This is a genomic window from Pseudomonas lutea, assembly GCF_000759445.1.
GTDB classification, from domain to species: Bacteria; Pseudomonadota; Gammaproteobacteria; order Pseudomonadales; family Pseudomonadaceae; genus Aquipseudomonas; species Aquipseudomonas lutea.
Genome location: NZ_JRMB01000001.1, coordinates 2,283,069 through 2,301,717 on the forward strand (window position 1 = coordinate 2,283,069; position 18,649 = coordinate 2,301,717).

17 protein-coding genes are annotated in these 18,649 nt (G+C 61.7%); 3 read left to right on the forward strand and 14 right to left on the reverse strand.

All coding sequences use genetic code 11. From position 1 onward, the window contains the following. Nucleotides 1-120: 120 nt before the first annotated feature. Together LT42_RS09805 and LT42_RS09810 are read right to left on the reverse strand one after the other, a co-directional pair. Nucleotides 121-1,572: an NCS1 family nucleobase:cation symporter-1 gene (locus LT42_RS09805; protein WP_037011943.1), complete on the reverse strand. Its 1,452-nt coding sequence runs from the start codon at nt 1,570-1,572 to the stop codon at nt 121-123. Between the two features lie 351 nt (nt 1,573-1,923). After that, nucleotides 1,924-3,258, reverse strand: a complete 1,335-nt coding sequence (locus LT42_RS09810) for a DNA recombination protein RmuC (protein ID WP_162835403.1) — start codon at nt 3,256-3,258, stop codon at nt 1,924-1,926. Between the two features lie 1,097 nt (nt 3,259-4,355). Here LT42_RS09810 and LT42_RS09815 point away from each other — a divergent pair. The 3 genes from LT42_RS09815 to LT42_RS09825 all read left to right on the forward strand — a co-directional run bounded on the left by LT42_RS09815 (nt 4,356) and on the right by LT42_RS09825 (nt 6,782). Continuing rightward, entirely contained in the window at nt 4,356-4,580 is a 225-nt protein-coding gene (locus LT42_RS09815) for a hypothetical protein (RefSeq protein ID WP_037011949.1), read from the forward strand. 276 nt (nt 4,581-4,856) lie between these two features. Then, on the forward strand, nt 4,857-5,348 hold the full coding sequence (locus LT42_RS09820; RefSeq protein WP_037011951.1) for a hypothetical protein: 492 nt from the start codon (nt 4,857-4,859) through the stop codon (nt 5,346-5,348). A gap of 138 nt (nt 5,349-5,486) precedes the next feature. After that, the gene (locus LT42_RS09825) at nt 5,487-6,782 is read left to right on the forward strand and encodes an OmpP1/FadL family transporter (RefSeq protein ID WP_037011953.1); all 1,296 of its coding nucleotides are present in this window, start codon (nt 5,487-5,489) and stop codon (nt 6,780-6,782) included. Nucleotides 6,783-6,901: 119 nt separating this feature from the next. Here LT42_RS09825 and LT42_RS09830 read toward each other — a convergent pair whose 3' ends face one another. The 12 genes from LT42_RS09830 to cobO form a co-directional block, all read right to left on the reverse strand. After that, nucleotides 6,902-7,453, reverse strand: coding sequence for a glutathione peroxidase (locus LT42_RS09830; RefSeq protein WP_037011955.1), 552 nt, complete (start codon nt 7,451-7,453; stop codon nt 6,902-6,904). A gap of 121 nt (nt 7,454-7,574) precedes the next feature. Further along, the gene (locus tag LT42_RS09835) at nt 7,575-8,507 is read right to left on the reverse strand and encodes a GlxA family transcriptional regulator (RefSeq protein ID WP_037011957.1); all 933 of its coding nucleotides are present in this window, start codon (nt 8,505-8,507) and stop codon (nt 7,575-7,577) included. A gap of 1,133 nt (nt 8,508-9,640) precedes the next feature. Next, nucleotides 9,641-10,372, reverse strand: coding sequence for an adenosylcobinamide-GDP ribazoletransferase (locus tag LT42_RS09840; RefSeq protein ID WP_037011959.1), 732 nt, complete (start codon nt 10,370-10,372; stop codon nt 9,641-9,643). Continuing rightward, nucleotides 10,373-10,945, reverse strand: a complete 573-nt coding sequence (gene cobC, locus LT42_RS09845) for an alpha-ribazole phosphatase family protein (RefSeq protein ID WP_037011961.1) — start codon at nt 10,943-10,945, stop codon at nt 10,373-10,375. It abuts the gene before it with no gap. After that, the gene (gene cobT / locus LT42_RS09850) at nt 10,942-11,994 is read right to left on the reverse strand and encodes a nicotinate-nucleotide--dimethylbenzimidazole phosphoribosyltransferase (protein ID WP_037011963.1); all 1,053 of its coding nucleotides are present in this window, start codon (nt 11,992-11,994) and stop codon (nt 10,942-10,944) included. Before cobT ends, cobC begins: the two co-directional genes overlap by 4 nt. Further along, entirely contained in the window at nt 11,991-12,512 is a 522-nt protein-coding gene (gene cobU / locus LT42_RS09855) for a bifunctional adenosylcobinamide kinase/adenosylcobinamide-phosphate guanylyltransferase (RefSeq protein ID WP_037011965.1), read from the reverse strand. The genes cobT and cobU overlap by 4 nt, the downstream gene beginning before the upstream one ends. Next, complete coding sequence (locus tag LT42_RS09860) at nt 12,512-13,981, reverse strand: cobyric acid synthase (protein ID WP_037011967.1); 1,470 nt, start codon at nt 13,979-13,981, stop codon at nt 12,512-12,514. The genes cobU and LT42_RS09860 overlap by 1 nt, the downstream gene beginning before the upstream one ends. Continuing rightward, nucleotides 13,978-14,970, reverse strand: a complete 993-nt coding sequence (cobD, locus tag LT42_RS09865) for a threonine-phosphate decarboxylase CobD (protein ID WP_037011970.1) — start codon at nt 14,968-14,970, stop codon at nt 13,978-13,980. The genes LT42_RS09860 and cobD overlap by 4 nt, the downstream gene beginning before the upstream one ends. After that, complete coding sequence (gene cbiB / locus LT42_RS09870) at nt 14,963-15,871, reverse strand: adenosylcobinamide-phosphate synthase CbiB (RefSeq protein ID WP_037011971.1); 909 nt, start codon at nt 15,869-15,871, stop codon at nt 14,963-14,965. The genes cobD and cbiB overlap by 8 nt, the downstream gene beginning before the upstream one ends. Continuing rightward, nucleotides 15,868-16,518: a 5,6-dimethylbenzimidazole synthase gene (bluB, locus tag LT42_RS09875; protein WP_037011972.1), complete on the reverse strand. Its 651-nt coding sequence runs from the start codon at nt 16,516-16,518 to the stop codon at nt 15,868-15,870. The genes cbiB and bluB overlap by 4 nt, the downstream gene beginning before the upstream one ends. Before the next feature lie 174 nt (nt 16,519-16,692). Continuing rightward, a complete protein-coding gene (locus tag LT42_RS09880) occupies nt 16,693-17,994 on the reverse strand; it encodes a cobyrinic acid a,c-diamide synthase CobB (RefSeq protein ID WP_037013196.1) in 1,302 nt (433 codons plus the stop codon). Continuing rightward, the gene (gene cobO / locus LT42_RS09885) at nt 17,991-18,602 is read right to left on the reverse strand and encodes a cob(I)yrinic acid a,c-diamide adenosyltransferase (RefSeq protein ID WP_037011974.1); all 612 of its coding nucleotides are present in this window, start codon (nt 18,600-18,602) and stop codon (nt 17,991-17,993) included. Before cobO ends, LT42_RS09880 begins: the two co-directional genes overlap by 4 nt. Nucleotides 18,603-18,649: the final 47 nt, after the last annotated feature.

Here is an 18,649-nt window from a genome sequence, read left to right on the forward strand (position 1 = left end):
TGCTAAGGCGCACTTTACGCCTGCTACCGAGTGTCGCGGCAGGATTTTTTTTGGCCTTGCATGATCATGTGACCGTCCAAATCGCTTTTGCGAAGCCCGCACGCGACCAACGGTATTCCGTCAACCCGCCGCTGCGGGCGTCAACACCACGCATTCATGGGCCTGGCGACGTCTGGCGAACAGATAGAACAGCCCGCCCCCCAGGAAACATCCTGTAAACCATGCAAAGTTGGCCATTGGCTGCAACGCCGGAATGAAGGTAATCGCGATACCGGCCACCGTTGCCAGGATCAGCGCCTTGACTGCCGTGTAGTTGACCCCGCCGCTGTACCAATAGCGCCCGGTCGGGCCGTCGTTGAACAACGCATCAACGTCGATCTGCTGTTTTTTGATCACGTAGAAATCCACCAGCAAGATGCCAAACAGGGGTCCGATGAACGCTGCAAGCACATCCAGGGTGTAGTGGATCACCTCAGGGTTGTTAAACAGATTCCAGGGCGTGATGAAGATCGACGCAACGGCGGCGATCATTCCACCTGCCCGCCAGCTGATCTTGCTCGGTGCGACGTTGGCGAAATCGAACGCCGGTGAAACGAAGTTGGCGACGATATTGATACCGATGGTCGCAGTGACGAAGGCGAATGCGCCCAGCAAGACCGCCACGTCGTTGTCGATACGCGCGACGGTGGCGATCGGGTCATGCAGCATCTCGCCGAAGACCGGCAACGTGCCCGAAACGATCACGACGGTCACCAGCGAGAACGCGAGGAAGTTGATCGGCAGGCCCCAAAAGTTACCTCGGCGGACCTCGGCCATGCTGCGGCAGTACCGGCTGAAGTCACCGAAGTTGAGCGTTGGACCCGAAAAGTAGGACACCACCAGCGCAGTGGCCATGATGACCTGGGAAACAGCCTCCCAACCGGTCAGTGATTTCTCGGACAGAGTAAAGCTGATATTGGCCCAACCCGCCTTCCACACGATCCAGCCGGCCAGTATGAACATCACCGCATAGACGACCGGGCCGGCCCAGTCGATGAAACGGCGGATCGAATCCATGCCGGTCCAGAACACAGCAGCCTGAACCACCCAAAGGGCCAGGAAACCGAACCAGCCCAAGTAAGACAGGCCGGCGAACTGCGGCTCCACAAACACTGACATCTGCGGGAAGAAGCGCAGCACTACGATGATCAGCGCGCTTGAAGCCAGGTACGTTTGCACGCCGTACCACGCCACAGCAATCAGGCCGCGAATCACCGCGGGGATGTTCGCGCCGAACACACCGAACGCGAGACGGCAGATCACGGGATAAGGCACCGCCGCTTGCTGACTGGGCTTGGCGAGCAGATTTGCAATCACCTGAATGATGCAGATGCCGACCAGAAGCGCGATCAACACTTGCCAACTGGCCAGCCCCAGCGCGAACAGGCTGGCAGCAAATACGTAGCCGCCCACGCTGTGCACGTCGCTCATCCAGAACGCGAAGATGTTGTACCACGTCCACTTCTGCGGAACAGGCCCGAGGTCTTGGTTGTACAAGCGGGGGCTATAACCGTGGGGCATTGGCTCGTTCATCGCATTTCTCCCTTGTCGGATGAAGCGGCCCGCGCTCAACTGATTCTCACACTGGGTACGAGAGCAAGCACGGGTTGTATACGAACCAATACGCAGAATGCGTGCCACTCTCCGTTGAAAAGTCGGGCGAGGTGCTGAAACAGAGGGATGCGCGGTACCCGCCTGCGTCAGGGCAGGTCCAGGCTTCTGGCCGTATGCACGGCAGAACGCCTATCGGCAGTGCAGCGTGATCAATGACGGTGCGAGACAGGGCAAAAGCGACGCAAGCCGGCGATGCTGCTTTTTGTATACGATTGGGGTGGGGCTGACCGTACAAAAGCCAGAGACGACAGGGTCATCCCTGGCTACAGGTCACTCCGGCAACTGCATCAGGCCTTCTGGATCTGTCATGGCCCGCTCCAGCAAGTCAGGCGACAGACTTTTACTGGCTCGCGCCCCCAACAGCTTGAGTTGCTCGCTGCGGCTGACGAGGTTGCCGCGCCCTTCGACCAGCTTGTTGCGCGCGGCACTGTAGGCTTTGTCGAGTTGCTGAAGCCGGTTGCCGACCTCGTCCAGGTCCTGAATGAACAAAACGAATTTGTCGTACAGCCACCCTGCCCGCTCCGCGATCTCACGAGCGTTCTGGCTTTGCCGCTCTTGCTTCCACAGGCTGTCAATGACCCTGAGCGTGGCCAGCAAGGTGGTCGGGCTGACAATCACGATGTTGCGGTCGAAGGCCTCCTGAAACATGTTCGGCTCGGCTTGCAATGCCGCCGAAAACGCCGCTTCTATGGGTACGAAAAGCAATACGAAATCGAGGCTGTGCAGCCCTTCAAGCCGTTTGTAATCCTTGCCCGACAGACCTTTCACATGATTGCGCAACGACAGCACGTGCTGCTTCAGGGCCGCCTGCGAGATCACCTCATCGTCGGCCGAAACGTACTGCTGATAAGCGGTGAGGCTGACCTTGGCGTCCACCACCACCTGTTTATCACCCGGCAGCATAATCAACACGTCCGGTTGAAAGCGCTCGCCGTCAGGGCCTTTGAGACTGACTTGCGTCTGGTACTCACGGCCTTTCTCAAGTCCCGCATGCTCAAGGACACGCTCCAGGATCAGCTCGCCCCAATTACCCTGGGTCTTCTGCCCTTTGAGCGCGCGGGTGAGGTTGGTGGCTTCATCGCTCAAACGCAGATTGAGCTGCTGCAATCGCTCCAGCTCCTTGCTGAGCGAGAACCGCTCCCGGGCTTCATTTTGGTAACTCTCTTCGACGCGCTTTTCAAAGGATTGAATGCGTTCCTTGAGCGGGTTCAGCAGTTGCCCCAACTGCTGCTGGCTGGTCTCGGCGAAGCGTTGCTCGCGCTCATCGAAGATTTTCCCCGCCAGCTCGGCAAACTGCGCACGCAGTTCATCGCGAGAGCCCTGCAAATCGGTGAGGCGCTGCTGGTGACTGTCTTGCTGTTCGCGAAGCTCGGCGCCCAATGATGCGCACTGGGCGTCCAGGCGGCGCAGCTCGGCCTCACGGGCAGTCCGCTCGTGGGCCCATTCCGCCTGTGCCTCCCGCGCTCCCTCGTGCTGCTGACGCAATAACTCGACTTCACGGCGCAACGCCGCCAGATCTGCCTGCTTGACCGCATTGGCTTGAGCAAGATCGCTGATTTCGTCGCGGCTGGCGTCGAGCTGGGCGTTGAGACCGTCCTGGGCCATCTGCGCATTACTCAAGCGCTCATCAAGTAACAGGCTGTCTGCTTCACGTTGCGCGAGGCGACGGTGCAGTTGCCACGCCACTACCAGCAACGGTACGCCCGCGGCTGCCAAGCCCAGTAGCAGGCTGGTTAAATCAAAAACCATAACATTGCGACTCCACGTTGATGCAGACCGCATTATGCGCAGAACCGATGCAGACGTCCGATCTCGATAAAACAACCCGCAAAAGGCTGCAAAGCGGAGATAAAGCTGGCGAGAGCCCCGAGGTAGAGCCAGCGGTTGGGACAATCCACAGAACCTGTGGATAAGTCAGTGGACAACACCCCTTAAGCTTCCGCAAACGCACGCAGAATGGGGCCTGCGTTCAAACTGACGATTTTTTCACCAGCGTAAAAAAACGATGGTTTTCATTGACTTAATAATTCGTTGCATTAAATCAAGCGGTTAGCGGCGGACGTGACAGTGACATGACAGATACCTTTCGCAATGTGCACAAGTCAAAATCTGCCTCCGATCAGGCGGGTTTTCCATCCGCGCACGCCCGTTGGCATTTTCGCAAACAAAGCGCAGAGCTACCCACCGTTGCGCCACCCTGCAGACACTTACACGCGCTGCCGGGCGTATTTAGTAATTCAATGCTTGCCATGTGTGAGCAAGTCCATTAGCATCGCCGCCGTTAGTACCAAGCTGAAAGTCAATTCTGATCGACTAAATCCCCCAATCCCGGTTCGCCAACTGAGCGAACGGATTGAAAAAAGGGATCGATCACCTCGATGGTTTCCAGGCATGACCTCTCACCTCCTACCGGCAAAACGGAGGGGTGTTCAGACAACTCATGCACTGCTCAACCAGCCTGCAAATTGATCAGGATCTTCACCTCGAGCATCGAACCTTCGCTCATGTTGTGTTGCCTGCCCTCCTAAGTACCTACCAGTCAGCCCCGCGCCACATTTTATATGCGCTCAACTGGCTGCTTTTGTTCCAGACAGGTTCTGCGCCCTGCCACTGACTCGCATTCGAGCATCGGTCCGCGTTTACTGGAACGTTTTTATATTGCACGCCTCTTATTGCGTGTCGATTCAGGAAACACCGAAACCATGGCTACTCATATCCAGACTCAAAACGCTATTCGCACACTGACCAACGCTTTTGCTCCAATGAACTGCCTGATCATGGCAGCGCGCAAAGGCTGCTTCAGCTTCACCATCGTCAACGAGCACGGTATCGCCCGCCACAGCGAGCGTCTGTACCCGGATCAATACTCCAGCCCTGCGCCATTGCAGGCTGTGATCGAACGGACCCGTCAGGCACTGGTTGCCTGATACCGCCCGTCGGCATGTAAAGCTGCATCGACAAGGCCTCACCTCATACAGGTGGGGCTTTTTTGTGCCTGTTTTATCTAGAGAAAAGCGTCAGAGCTACCTCCGGCCTCCGGTTCGCGCGCTGCTCGCGCCGACGAACCCTCCTTAAAACAGCCCTTTACGGCGCAAGTATCACACTACACTTCAAGTCAGCGGCGCAGGTCGCTGCCGGCGGGCCCGCTCCATTATTGCTGCCAAGCGTCGGGGTCCGCCGACCCACCAACCCCAGAGGGTTTTATGGGAATCGCCGCCAGTGAACTGTGTTCCTACGTAATTCGCCCGACTCTCCTGTACCTCGATCGATACAATCAGGCTGCAGAGGCCTTTTTGCTGGGCGTTGCCGCATGTCAGTCCGCGTTGGGGGCTGAACTGGACAGCCAGCGCGGTCATGGCCTCTACAGCATCGCTGACGCCCAGCACCGCCGACTTTGGGACGAATACCTGGCGCTGGATCCGGACCTCGCCAGCCTCGTTCGAGGGCTCGCCAGCCAGCACGCCTTCCTGACCGGCCCCGATATGGAGCTGACGGTAAATTTGCGTTACGCCACCGCGATCGCCTGGTTAATGATCGAAGCCAGTCAAATTTCGTTGCCACACGCTGATGATTCGTTGGCCATGGCACAAATGTGGCGCGAGATATTTCAACCCGAAGGCCAGCTCCAGTATTTCACTTCAGCCTGGCAAACATGGGTCAGCCCACTGTTTCAGCCCTCGGCGGCCATTTCGTGACCCGCCGGTTTTAGGTGAAAACGCCACGAACTTTCAGGATTGTCCTACAAAAACCGCTCTAAATCGGCTGCTCCAGGCTATAGCGCGTAGTGAGAAATATTGGTAATTTCCGCGCGGTGATCAACAGGAGTTCTAACAATGAAAAAAACAATGATCAAATCCAGCCTCAGTCTCGCCATTACACTTGCCTCCACTCAGATTTTCGCTTCCGGTTTTGCCCTCAACGAACAAAGCATCAGCGGGATGGGGACCGGGTTTGCGGGCCGTACCTCTTCTGTTGACGACGCCAGCATCGTGTACGGCAACCCTGCCGGCATGTCGCAGCTCAAGCGCGCGCAAGCGACCGTGGGGGTCGCTGCAATCGATGCCAAAACCGATATCACCGACACCAGCGGCAGAAGCACCGGCACGAACAAGGGCGACATGGTGCCTTTCATCGCCGTGCCGATGGGCTTCTACGTCAACCCGGTAGATGAACACTGGGCATTCGGCTTCGGTGTCTATGCCCCGTTTGGTCTGGTGACCGACTACGAAAACAGCTTCCAGGGCCGCAACTTCGGCAGCAAGAGCATCGTGAAAGTCGTGACGTTCCAGCCGACGGTCAGCTACGCCTTCAATGACAAAGTGTCGATCGGCTTCGGTCCGACCATCAACCGTATCTCCGGTGCGCTGGAATCAGCGCTGAACGTGAGCCCGCTGCTGGGTGCACGCACCGGTGACGGCCGCGTCCAGGTCAAAGGCGATGACGTAGGTTACGGTTTCAATGCCGGTATCCTGGTGCAAGCCACCGACACCACCAGCGTGGGTCTGACTTACCATTCCAAAGTGACCTACAAGCTTGAAGGCCACACTGAAGTGACCCCCGGGGCTGGCGTGCCTTCGGCCATCCTGCCAGGCGGTCGCTATGACGCGAAGCTGAACATCGACACTCCGGAAACCGTCGACTTCTCCGTCACTCAGAAAATGAATGACGCGTGGAAGCTGTACGCCGGTGCGACGTGGACACGCTGGAGCCGCCTGGAAGACATCACTGTCAAAAACTCCGGCATCACCCCGGTCTCTCGCCGCGACGCTACCCAATCTCTGGTCGGCACCATCAGCGAAGAGCAAAACTGGCATGACACCTGGGCCTACGCCGTGGGTACTTCGTACCAGTTGAACAAGCAGTGGGTGTTGCGTACCGGTCTGTCATTCGACCAGTCGCCGACCAACAACGAGAACCGCTCGCCGCGCATCCCAACGGGTGACCGTACGATCTTCAGCCTGGGCGCCGGTTACAGCCCGACCGAAGACCTCACCATCGACGTGGCTTATTCCTACCTGCAGGAAGAAGACGTCAAGGTCAGCGACGCCAATGCCTTGGGCCAGTCTTACAACGCCAAGTATGAAAACAGCGCCAATGGTTTTGGCGTGGGCATGACCTACCGCTTCTGATGCCGTTGGCGGGACAGGCACATCACCTGTCCGCCATACAGAAAAACCCCGCAGCCAGCGATGCCTGCGGGGTTTTTCGTTGGAGCGGGTTTAAACCCGAAGCCAGTGGCAAAACGGGCTCAAGGCGCAGACGCGATCGCCTTCTCAATGGCTGAGATCAGCGCGGGGTCATCGGGCGCGGTGTTGCTGGAGAAGCTGGCGACCACATTGCCTTTGCGGTCCACCACATATTTGTAGAAATTCCAGCGAGGCGCACTGCTCTGCTGCGTCAAGACCTTGAACAGGTTGATGGCGTCGGCGCCGCTCACGGGCTGCGGCTCGGTCATGGCGAAGGTCACGCCGTAGTTCACGTAGCAGACTTTGGCGGTTTCGGCGGCGTCTTTGGATTCCTGCAAGAAGTCATCGGACGGCACACCGAGGATCTCCAGCCCCTCGCCCTTGAAGCGCTGGTTCAATGCCTCCAGGCCTTTGAACTGCGGCGCGAAGCCACAGAAACTGGCGGTGTTGACCACCACCATCGGCTTGCCTGCGAACGTCTTGCACAAATCGATGTTCTGTTTGGCGCGCAGCTTGGGCAATTCGCCCTGAAGCAGCGGTGGGCAATCTGCCGCCATGGCTGCGCCGCTGAGGGCAAGCAATAGCAGAGGCGCATGAATCCAGCGAAGGGGCATGGCGGTATCCGTTCTAGGTCGGGCAAGGCAAAGGGCGCTGATGACACGCTACTCTGCCGCGCCGCGAATGCCTAGTGATGCCTGAAGGGCGGCAACACAGCCGCGAGCGACCCTTCGCTGTTTAGCCAGTGAACGCTCGCTGCATGGCCTGCGGCGGCTCGCCAAAGGTGCGAAGAAACGCCTGACGCATTCGCTCCCGATCACCGAAGCCGGCCTCACGGGCGACCACCTCGATGGGGTGGCGACTGGTTTCCATCATGGCGCGCGCCACCTCCACCCGCAGGCACTCGACGGCTTTGGCCGGCGTCTGCCCGGTTTCCTCACGAAACACGCGACTGAACTGGCGCGGGCTCAACCGGGCAATCGCCGCGAGGGCGTCAATGGAAAGGTCGCTCGTGAGGTTTTCGCGGGCGTAGGCCAGGGCCAGTCGCACGCGATCAGACTTGGGGTCCAGCTCCAGCAGCGTCGACAACTGCGATTGCTCACTGCCACGCCGCTGATAGACCACCAGTTTGCGCGCAACCTGGCGTGCAATGTCGGCGCCAAGGTCGTTCTCCACCATAGCCAGTGCGAGGTCCAGACCTGCGCTCATGCCGGCGCCGGTCCAGATCTGGCCGTCCACGGTAAACAGTTTGTCGTCTTCCACGCGAACGTTCGGGTAGCGCTTGCGAAACTCGGGCGCGTGGAGCCAGTGCATGGTTGCGCGTTTGCCGTCCAGCAGCCCGGCCTCGGCCAGTACGAAGCCGCCCGTGCACAGCGACGCTACCCGGCGCGATTGAGCGGACGCAGCGCGGACGAACTCAAGCAGGCTGAGCGTTGGCAATTGCAGGTCCAGGTAGCCACTGACGATGGTGGTGTCGTAGCCGTCGGGCTGTAACGGCGTAGTGTTCACCGCAAAGCCCTCGGATGACATGACCGCCCCGCCGCTCTCGGACACCAGGTGGAAGGAGTACGCCGCCTCGCCTTGCATGAGGTTCGCGCAGGTCAGCACCGACCCGACTGACAGGCTGAGGGATTGGAATTGGGGGTAGACGACCAGAGCAACGCTATGCATGACACCTCTCCGGCTTTCCCGGAACACGATGGATTGAATCTATGAACGAAGCCTGGTGCGACCTCCGGCCCCGCTCCGGCACCGATGCTGACCGCTGCCATGGTAACGCACGCTGTGGAACCTGATTCTGTCTTTAGGAGCCGGCTTGCTGGCGAACGCGGTGGGTCAGCGCCACCTTTATCGGCTGACACAACCGGTTCGCCAGCGAGCCGGCTCCTACAGGGACACGGCGCATGGCATTCTCCGCCAATTTCGTCTACGCGTTGGGCGCGCAGGCTGTAGGACCCGATTATGGCCGCAGACCGTAGAAGCCGATTATGGCCGCAGACCGTAGAGCCGGCTTGCTGGCGAACGCGGTGGGTCAGCGCCATCTGTATCGGCTGACACCACCGGTTCGCCAGCGAGCCGGCTTCTACAGGGATGCGTCGCATGGCACCCGCCGCCAATTTCGTCGACGCCTTGGGCGCGCAGGCTGTAGGACCCGATTATGGCTGCAGACCGTAGAAGCCGGCTTGCTGGCGAACGCGGTGGATCAGCGCCATCTCTATCGGCTGACACCACCGGTTCGCCAGCAAGCCGGCTCCTACAGGGATGCGTCGCATGGCACTCTCCGCCAATTTCGTCGACGCCTTGTGAGCGCAGGCTGTAGGACCCGATTATGGCCGCAGACCGTAGGAGCCGGCTTGCTGGCGAACGCGGTGGGTCAGCGCCATCTCTATCGGCTGACACCACCGGTTCGCCAGCAAGCCGGCTCCTACAGGGATGCGTCGCATGGCACCCGCCGCCGATTCGTCGACGCCTTGGGCGTGCAGGCTGTAGGACCCGATTATGGCCGCAGACCGTAGGAGCCGATGATGGCCGCAGACCGCAGGAGCCGGCTTGCTGGCGAACGCGTTGGGTCAGCGCCATCTTTATCGGCTGACACAACCGGTTCGCCAGCAAGCCGGCTCCTACAAGGACACGGCGCATGACACTCTCCGGCAATTTCGTCGACGCCTTGGGCGCGCAGGCTGTAGGACCCGATTATGGCCGCAGACCGTAGGAGCCGGCTTGCTGGCGAACGCGATGGGTCAGCGCCATCTTTATCGGCTGACACAACGTACGTCAGCGACGCGTCGCCGCGTCTACCCATCTCACATCAGCGCCAATGTGACCAGCACCAGGGTTTCGAGCAGCTCCAGCATGGCCCCGGCGGTATCGCCTGTACTGCCTCCCAAGCGCCGGATCATTACCCGGCGCAGCCAGAAGAAACTACCGGTGCAGATCAGCAACACCCATACCGCAGCCCAACCGCCCATGAATACGCAAAACAGAACCACCGTCGCCAGCACACGCAAACCGGCCTTGCGCGGCAGATGGTTGGCGAGCGCCTGGCCCAGCCCGCCGGGGCGAACATAAGGTGTGTTCATAAACAATGCCAGCATGGCCGTGCGGGCAATCACCGGGGCCAGCAACAGGCCAAGGCTGCAGTGCGCCTCAACCAGGGCCAGCGCGGCGCTGAGCTTCAATAACAAGACCACCACCAGCGTGACCACGGCGATGGGGCCGCTGCGCGGGTCTTTCATGATGACCAGCGTGCGCTCGCGGTCACCGAATCCACCCAGCCAGGCGTCAGCGCTGTCGGCCAGACCGTCCAGATGCAACCCACCGCTAAGCATCACCCAGGCGCCCAGCAGCAAGGCCGCATGCAACAACAACGGCGAGCCTTCCAGGACTTGATCGAGCGCCAACAGCAGCAGGCCGAACAACAGCCCTACCAAGGGATAAAACAACAACGAGCGCCCCGATTGCTGCGGGGTCGGCATGCCCGGCAGACGAATCGGCAAGCTGCTGAGGAACTGCAAAGCGATCCAGAAAGGCAGCATTCAGCGCTCCATCAACTGACCATCGGCCTGCACGTCGAGGCCAAACAGGCCACCGTGAGGCACGCTGACCTGCAGCAGGTGCTCGCGCGGCAGGCCACGGGCGCGGGCCAACAACAAACGCATGACCCCACCGTGACTGATCAACAGCACGCGCTTGCCATCATGTGCGTTCTGCACCCGCTCAACGGCAGCAAGCACACGGTTTGCAAATGCCTGCACCGGTTCGCCGTTGGGCGGGGTAAAGGCGTACGGGTCTTCCCAGAAGCGCCCCAGCCCCGCTGCGTCAGTTTCCATCAACTGCGCGGGGCTCTGTCCTTCCCAGTCGCCAAAGTGCAGCTCCTGAAAATCCGCTTCCTGCTCGACCGGCAAGCCCAGCTGCGCAGCCAGTTCCTCAGCGAAGCGCGCGCAGCGTTGCAGCGGCGAACTGACGATCACATTCCATGGCCCATGGTCGAGCACCGCCGCACGCATCTGCTGCCAGCCAGCGTCGGTCAGCGCGTCGTCGATGCTGCCGCGCAGCCCGCCACCCAATTCGGTCTCGCCATGGCGCAACAAGTCCAGGCGCAGGCTCATGCGGGACGGTCTGCCACGGCGGCTTCGGCAAATGTTGCCATGCCGTTGTGCAGTTCACAGGCCAGGCGCAACAGCGGGACCGCGAGCGCTGCACCGCTGCCTTCGCCCAGGCGCAAGCCTAAATCAAGCAAGGGTTCGGCCTGCAAGGCTTCCAGTACCAGACGGTGGCCCGGCTCGGCGCCACGATGAGCGAAAAACAGCCACTCCCGACAGGACGGATTGATGCGCACTGCCACCAGCGCCGCCACCGTGCAGATAAAGCCATCGACCAGCGCTGCCATGCCCTCCTGAGCGCACGCGAGGTACGCGCCGACCAACGCCGCAACCTCGAACCCACCCAAGGCGCGAAGGCTGCCGAGCGGGTCGCCGATGGATTGAGCATGCAGCCGCAATGCGCGGTCGATCACCTGAGCCTTGTGGCTAACGCCCTGCGCATCCAGGCCGGTGCCAGGACCCACCAGCGAGGCCGCCGGGCATTCGAGCAACGCACAGGCCAGCGCCGTGGCGACGGTGGTGTTACCGATCCCCATTTCCCCGCCGATGAACAATTGCGCACCTGCCGCACTTGCACGTAGAACGCTATCGCGCCCACCGTCCAGCGCGGCTTTAAGCTGGGCTTCGCTCATCGCCGGGCCCTGAGCAAAGTTCGCCGTGCCCGGGCCGAGGTTGAGGTGCCGAACACCCGGCAGGTTGAGGGGCGCCACCGTACCCAGGTCGACCACATCTAGCTGCGCCGAGAGTTGCCGGGCCAACACGCTGATGGCCGCGCCGCCCATGATGAAGTTGTGCAGCATTTGACCGGTCACCGCCTGCGGGTACGCTGAAACGCCTTCAGCCACTACACCGTGGTCACCCGCAAAAATCGCGATCCAGACCTCGTCAACCTTCGGCCGCGGACGGCCTTGCAGCCCGGCCAGTTGCACCGCGACCTGTTCCAGACGCCCCAGCGAACCGCTGGGCTTGGTCAGTTGCTGCTGTCGGGCCAGCGCATCTTCGCGGCTGGCCTGATCGACTTCTCGGGCAGGTGTGAGCCACCAGACGTTGTTCATAGTGCAGGTCCTTTCAGTGTCATCGGCAGTCCGGCGACGGTGAACACCACGCGATGGCAACGTTCGGCCAGCGCCTGATGCAGCCAGCCGGCCTCATCGATGTAACGACGGGTCAGCTCTCCGAGGGGCACGACGCCCAGCCCGGTTTCGTTGCTGACAAAAATGATTTCGCCGGGCAGTTGCGCGAGGCAGTCGAGCAATGCATCGCGCGCCTCGGTGAGGCGTTGCGGATCGTCCAGCATCAGCAGATTGGTCAGCCACAGCGTCAGGCAATCCACCAACAGGCAGCGTCCGGCGCCGGCGTTGTCCCGGAGAACGCGCGCCAGTTCAACAGGCTCCTCGATCAGACCCCACTGCTCCGGGCGCCGCTGGCGATGCAACGCGACGCGCTGATTCATTTCGCCATCCAGCGGCTGGCTGGTGGCGATATAGATCACGTCCAGCCCACTGTCGCTGGCCAGTTTTTCGGCCAATCGGCTTTTGCCGGAGCGTGCACCGCCCAGAATCAATTGCAGCATCAGGGTTGCTCCAGGCCGCAGAGTTCACGCAGTAATTGGCCGTCCAGGTGGGCTTCCACCAGATCGGCCAAGCGCTCGATGTCGCGCTCGCGCAACGCGTGATAATCGACCGGCTGCACGTTTTGCAGCCCGGCCCAGCGAAGCAAGGCGCTGCTCGACGCCGGGTTCTCGAACAGCCCGTGCAAGTAGGTGCCCAGTACTTGGCCATCGAGACTGCGCGCGCCATCGCTGCGTCCCTCCGCCAACGCCACCAGAGGCTGCTCCAGCGCAGGACCCGTTGTCACGCCCGCGTGAATTTCGTACCCCGTCACCTCTGCGCCCTCTAGGGTCAGTCGACCGCTCACGTTGCGCAGTTGTTTCTCTTCTTCGAGCACCGTGCTCAAGGCCAACAGTCCCAGACCCGGACTGGACCCGGCAGCACCCTCGAGCCCCAGCGGGTCGTGCAACTCCTCACCGAGCATTTGCAGGCCACCGCAAATACCCAGCACTTTGCCGCCATAGCGCAGGTGACGTTGAATGGCGGTGTCCCAGCCGTTGGCGCGCAGGTAGGCCAGATCACTGCGCACGCTTTTCGAGCCGGGCAGGATAATCAGATCGGCCGGCGGAATGGCTTGCCCCGGCCCGACAAACTGCAGATTGACCTGCGGATGCAGCCGCAGCGGGTCAAAGTCGGTGTGATTGCTGATGCGCGGCAACACCGGGACCACGACATTGATCACCTGCTCGGCTTTATCGGTCTGGCGCTGGTCAAGTCCGTCTTCAGCTTCCAGGTGCAAGTCCATCACGTAGGGAAGCACGCCGACCACGGGCTTGCCGGTGCGCTGTTCAAGCCAATCCAGGCCGGGCTGCAACAACGCGATGTCGCCGCGAAACCGATTGATGATGAAGCCTTTGACGCGCGCCTGTTCGCTGGGCGACAGCAACTCCAGTGTGCCGACGAGATGCGCGAAGACCCCGCCGCGATTGATATCGGCCACCAGCAATACCGGGCAATCCACCGCTTCGGCGAAGCCCATATTGGCGATGTCGCCTGCGCGCAGGTTGATTTCTGCCGGCGACCCGGCGCCTTCCACCATGACCACGGGCCAGTTTTCACTGAGCCGCCGATGGGAGGCGAGCACCGCCTGCATGGCGATCGCTTTGTAATCGTGATACGCCACAGCGTTCATGGTCGTGACAGCGCGCCCGTGAATGATCACCTGTGCGCCGGTGTCACTGTTGGGCTTGAGCAGCACCGGATTCATGTCGGTATGCGGCGCGAGCCCGCACGCCTGCGCTTGCACTGCCTGCGCTCGGCCGATCTCGCCGCCATCCGCTGTCACGGCGCTGTTGAGCGCCATGTTCTGTGGCTTGAACGGCACGGTGCGTACACCCTGGCGGGTCAGCCAGCGGCAGATGGCCGTCACCAGCGTACTTTTACCCGCGTCGGAGGTGGTGCCCTGCACCATCAGGGTCTTGCCGACGTTCATGCTCGATCCCGGGAGAATTCGCTCAGCACCTGCTCCAGACGCTGCCAGTCAGCCTCGTCGCGAGGCAGTCCGAAACGCAGGCTGCTGTTGTGGGTAAAGAGGCGTAGAAGGACGCCGCGTTGTGCGCAGAACTCGTACACATCCTCGGCCAGCGGCGTGATCAGCCATTGAAAAAGCGCGCAGCCGCCCATGGGGGCGAAGCCGTGGCGATCCAGCACCTCGACCAGCCGCTGACCCGCCTGCTCGGTGCGCAAGCGCTGGCGCTGGTGGCCTGCGACGTCATTCAGGCATGCCTGTCCGAGGATGCGGGTCGGGCCGCTGACTGACCAGGGACCGATCTGCCGTGCCATGACTTTCAGAAAACGCGATTCGGCCAGCACAAAGCCCAGGCGCACGCCGGCCAGTCCAAAAAACTTGCCGAACGAACGCAGCACGATGAGCCCCGAGCGCTGGGTGTAGGCGGCCAGGCTCAGTTCTGGCGTGTTGTCCATGAACGCTTCGTCGACCACCAGCCAGCCGCCACGCTGGGCCAGACGTGCGTGCCATTCCAGCAGGCGTTCGGGCGGCAGGCTTAGCCCGGTAGGGTTGTTCGGGTTGACCACGACGAGCACGTCGATCAGGTCAATGAAACGCTCCACCTCATGCTCAAGCACTTCTCGCACCAGAAACCCGTTGCTGCGCCAGGCTTCGGCATGCTCGGCATAACAGGGAGACAGCACGCCGACCTTGCCGGTCTGACGCAAGCGCGGCAGGGTCTGAATGGCGGCTTGAGAACCGGCCACCGGCAACACGTCCATGGCGCCGTAGTATCGGCGAGCAGCGGCTTCCAGGCCGTCTTCGGTTTCCGGCAGGCGCGCCCACGCAGCTTCCGGGATGGCCGGAACGGGCCAGGACCAGGGTGATATGCCGCTGGACAGGTCAAGCCAGTCCGCTTCATCAATGCCGTACTTCAGGACTGCTCCACGCAATCGGCCGCCGTGTTCAAGCATAAAATTCTGTCCCCAGACACAAGATCAGCAACCACAGCCACACGCCGCGCTGCACCAGTTGCCAACCGCGATCAATCGAGTCGGCGTCCGCCGGCACGCCGTCGCCCAAGGTCGCGCGATCATGCAGCTCGCCGTGGTAAATCGCCGGGCCACCGAGTTCGACGCCCAAAGCGCCAGCCCCGGCAGCCATTACCGGCCCGGCGTTGGGGCTGTCCCACTTCGGTGCCTGGGTGCGCCAGCAACGCAGCGCAAGTCGTGTGTTGCCCAGCAGCGCGTAGGTCAGCGCTACCAGGCGGGCCGGAATATAGTTGAGCAGGTCGTCGATTTTCGCCGCCGCCCAGCCGAAGCGTTCAAAGCGTTCGTTACGATAGCCCCACATCGCGTCGAGCGTATTGCTCAGGCGGTAAAGCACGACGCCCGGTGCGCCGAGCACAACAAACCAGAAGATCGCCGCGAACACGGCGTCGCTGCCGTTTTCCAGCACCGACTCGGTCGCCGCACGGGCCACTTCGGTGCTGTCCAGCTCCGCAGTCTGCCGGCTGACCAGATAGCCCACCCGTCGACGGGCTTCGTCCAGATTGTCGCTGCGCAGCGCCTGGGCCACCGGTTCGACGTGCTCACCCAGACTGCGCAAACCCAGCGCGCAATACAGCGCCAGCACTTCCACCAGCCAGCCAATGAACGGCAGCCAACTGAGCAGCGTTGCAATCAGTGTCAGCGGGATCACAGCGATGAACCACGCCGTCACGCCATGGCTGCGCCAGCCCCTGCCGGCCGCGTTCAGGCGTTGTTCGATGCGCTCGGCAAAACGACCGAACGCTACCAACGGGTGGTTCCGTTTGGGCTCACCTAGCAGCGCGTCCAGCGCCACCCCGGCGACGCTCAACAACGCCACACTCATTCAGTCACTCCCCATGTGTTCTGGTAGACCAGCTCTTGCACCGCGCGCGGCTGCGCCCAGCCCTCCAGCACCAGCATCGGTGCCGGGTAAAATTCCTTGACCGGGCCCAGACACAGAATGGCCAGGGGTTTCGAACCGGTTGGCATCTTGAGCAACTCGGCCAGTGCCTGTGGCTCGAACAACGACACCCAGCCCATCCCCAGGCCCTCGGCGCGCGCCGCCAGCCATAGGTTTTGAATGGCGCACGACAACGAGGCCATGTCCATTTCCGGCAAGGTCCGGCGGCCGAAGATATGCTTTTCACGGTCATCCATCAGCGCTGCCACCAGCACTTCGGCGCAGTCGGTGATGCCCTCGACTTTGAGCTTCATGAAGTCGTCGGAACGCTCGCCCAGTGCTTCGGCAGTGCGGATGCGCTCTTCTTCCACCTGGGCTTGTATCTGCGCACGCAGCGCCGAATCGGTGATGCGGATGAAGCGCCACGGCTGCATCAGCCCGACGCTCGGGGCGTGGTGAGCTGCTTCCAGCAGACGATTCAACAATTGGGGCGCAACCACGCCGCCTGCGAAGTGACGCATGTCTCGACGCTCGGCGATGGCGCGGTAAACGGCGGCGCGTTCGGGATCGGTGAAGGTGTGGTCAGTCATGGATTGCCTGCCCCGCGTTTGAAACACAGGAATCACCGTCGATGCAGCCATTGTGGGAGTGAGCTTGCTCGCGAAAGCGCTGGGTCAGACAGGCAAATACGTCAGACAGACAGCCTTCGCGAGCAAGCTCGCTCCCACAAGGAGGCAGCGACAGAAGACCGAGATCAGGCATGTTCATGGCAAAAACAGCGCCGCCACCGCCTGAGGATTTGAGGGGAAGTAGAAATGCACGTAGGAAGCAGTCATGCGCCCCTCGCGGTACACCGCCTCAGCGCCACGCCCGCCGTTGGGGCTGAGGCCACGGGCGATAGGCGTGAGTTCGGTGCTGGTCAGGGAATGGTGATACGTGTGGCCGCGCAGCGTGCCTTCCGGCAGCTCGACCGATTGCAGCGCCAGCGCCGCCAGCCGTTTTTGCATCACCGCTTCGCCCTTGAGCAAGCCAACCCCTTCAGCACGCTGACCCTCAACATCGGTCAAGGCGTCGAGCAGGTACAACATGCCCCCGCATTCCGCGAGGAGCGGTTTGCCGGCCGCATGATGGGCGCGAATGGCGGCACGCATCCCATGATTTTCAGCGAGGGCCGTGTGGTGCAGTTCCGGGTAACCGCCTGGCAGATACAGGCCATCTGCGTCGGGCAACTCGCGGTCGCGGATCGGCGAAAAGAACAGCAACTCGGCGCCCATTTCCCGCAACAGGTCCAGGCTCGCGCCGTAGAAGAAGGCGAAGGCTTCATCGTGGGCGATCGCAATGCGTACACCGGCGAGTAAAGGTTCGGCAGGAACATGCTCCGGCGCGGTAAAGGTCACTGGCGGCGGCAGCGTGGCATCGCAGGTGCTGCCCAGCGCTGCGGCAGCGGCATCCAGGCGCGCGTCCAGATCGTTCAGTTCGCTGGCCTGAACCAGCCCGAGGTGACGGCTGGGCAGTTCGATGCCGGTCTCGCGGGACAGCGCACCGTACCAGCGCAGGCCCTCGGTCAAACTGCCTTCCAGCAACTGCGCGTGGCGCACCGTACCGACGCGGTTGGCCAGCACACCCGCGAACGGCAGGTCCGGCTGATAACGCGCCAGACCCAGCGCCAGAGCGCCAAAGGTTTGCGCCATGGCCGTGCCATCGATGACCCCCAGCACGGGCACGCCGAAGCGCCGGGCCAGGTCCGCGCTCGAAGGCGTGCCGTCGAACAGACCCATGACGCCTTCGATGAGAATCAGGTCCGCTTCGGCGGCGGCTTCCCACAACAAGCGGCGGCTTTCGGCTTCGCCGACCATCCACATGTCCAGCTGGTAAACCGGGTGGCCGCTGGCGCGCTCAAGAATCATCGGATCGAGAAAGTCGGGGCCGCATTTGAACACCCGCACCTTTCGCCCCTGATTGCGGTGCAAGCGGGCCAGTGCCGCAGTGACGGTGGTTTTGCCTTGGCCTGATGCGGGCGCGGCGATCAACACGGCCGGGCAATGCCGGGGTTGGCGATCACTCACAGCTCGATGCCTTTTTGCGCCTTGATGCCCGCTTGAAAAGCGTGCTTGACCACGCCGATCTCGGACACAGTGTCGGAAAGATCAATCAGCTCTTGTTTTGCACCGCGACCGGTGACGATGACGTGCTGCATCGGCGGACGCGCCTGCAGGTCGCTCAGCACCTGCTCCAGGTCAAGATAGCCGTGCTTGAGGGCAATGTTCAGCTCGTCCAGAACCACCAGGCCCAGAGAAGCGTCGTTGAGCATTTCCCGGGTCACGGCCCAGGCAGATTCGGCTGCGGCAATGTCACGCTGCCGATCCTGGGTTTCCCAGGTAAAGCCTTCGCCCATGACGTGATAGCGCACTTGCTCGGGGAAGCGGCGGAAGAACAGCTCTTCGCCGGTGCTGTTGCGGCCTTTGATGAACTGCACGACGCCGCATTGCATGCCATGCCCCATGGCGCGGGCGAGCATGCCGAAGGCAGAACTGCTCTTGCCCTTGCCATTACCGGTCAGCACCAGCAGCAACCCACATTCGTTGGGTGCGCTGGATATGCGCTCGTCCATCACCGCCTTTTTGCGCAGCATGCGCGCCAGGTGGCGTTCGTCTCGTTCGGGGGATTCGCTCATCTCAGCTCTCCGCTTGAGGGCAAGTGTGGCAAACGGAGGGCACAGGC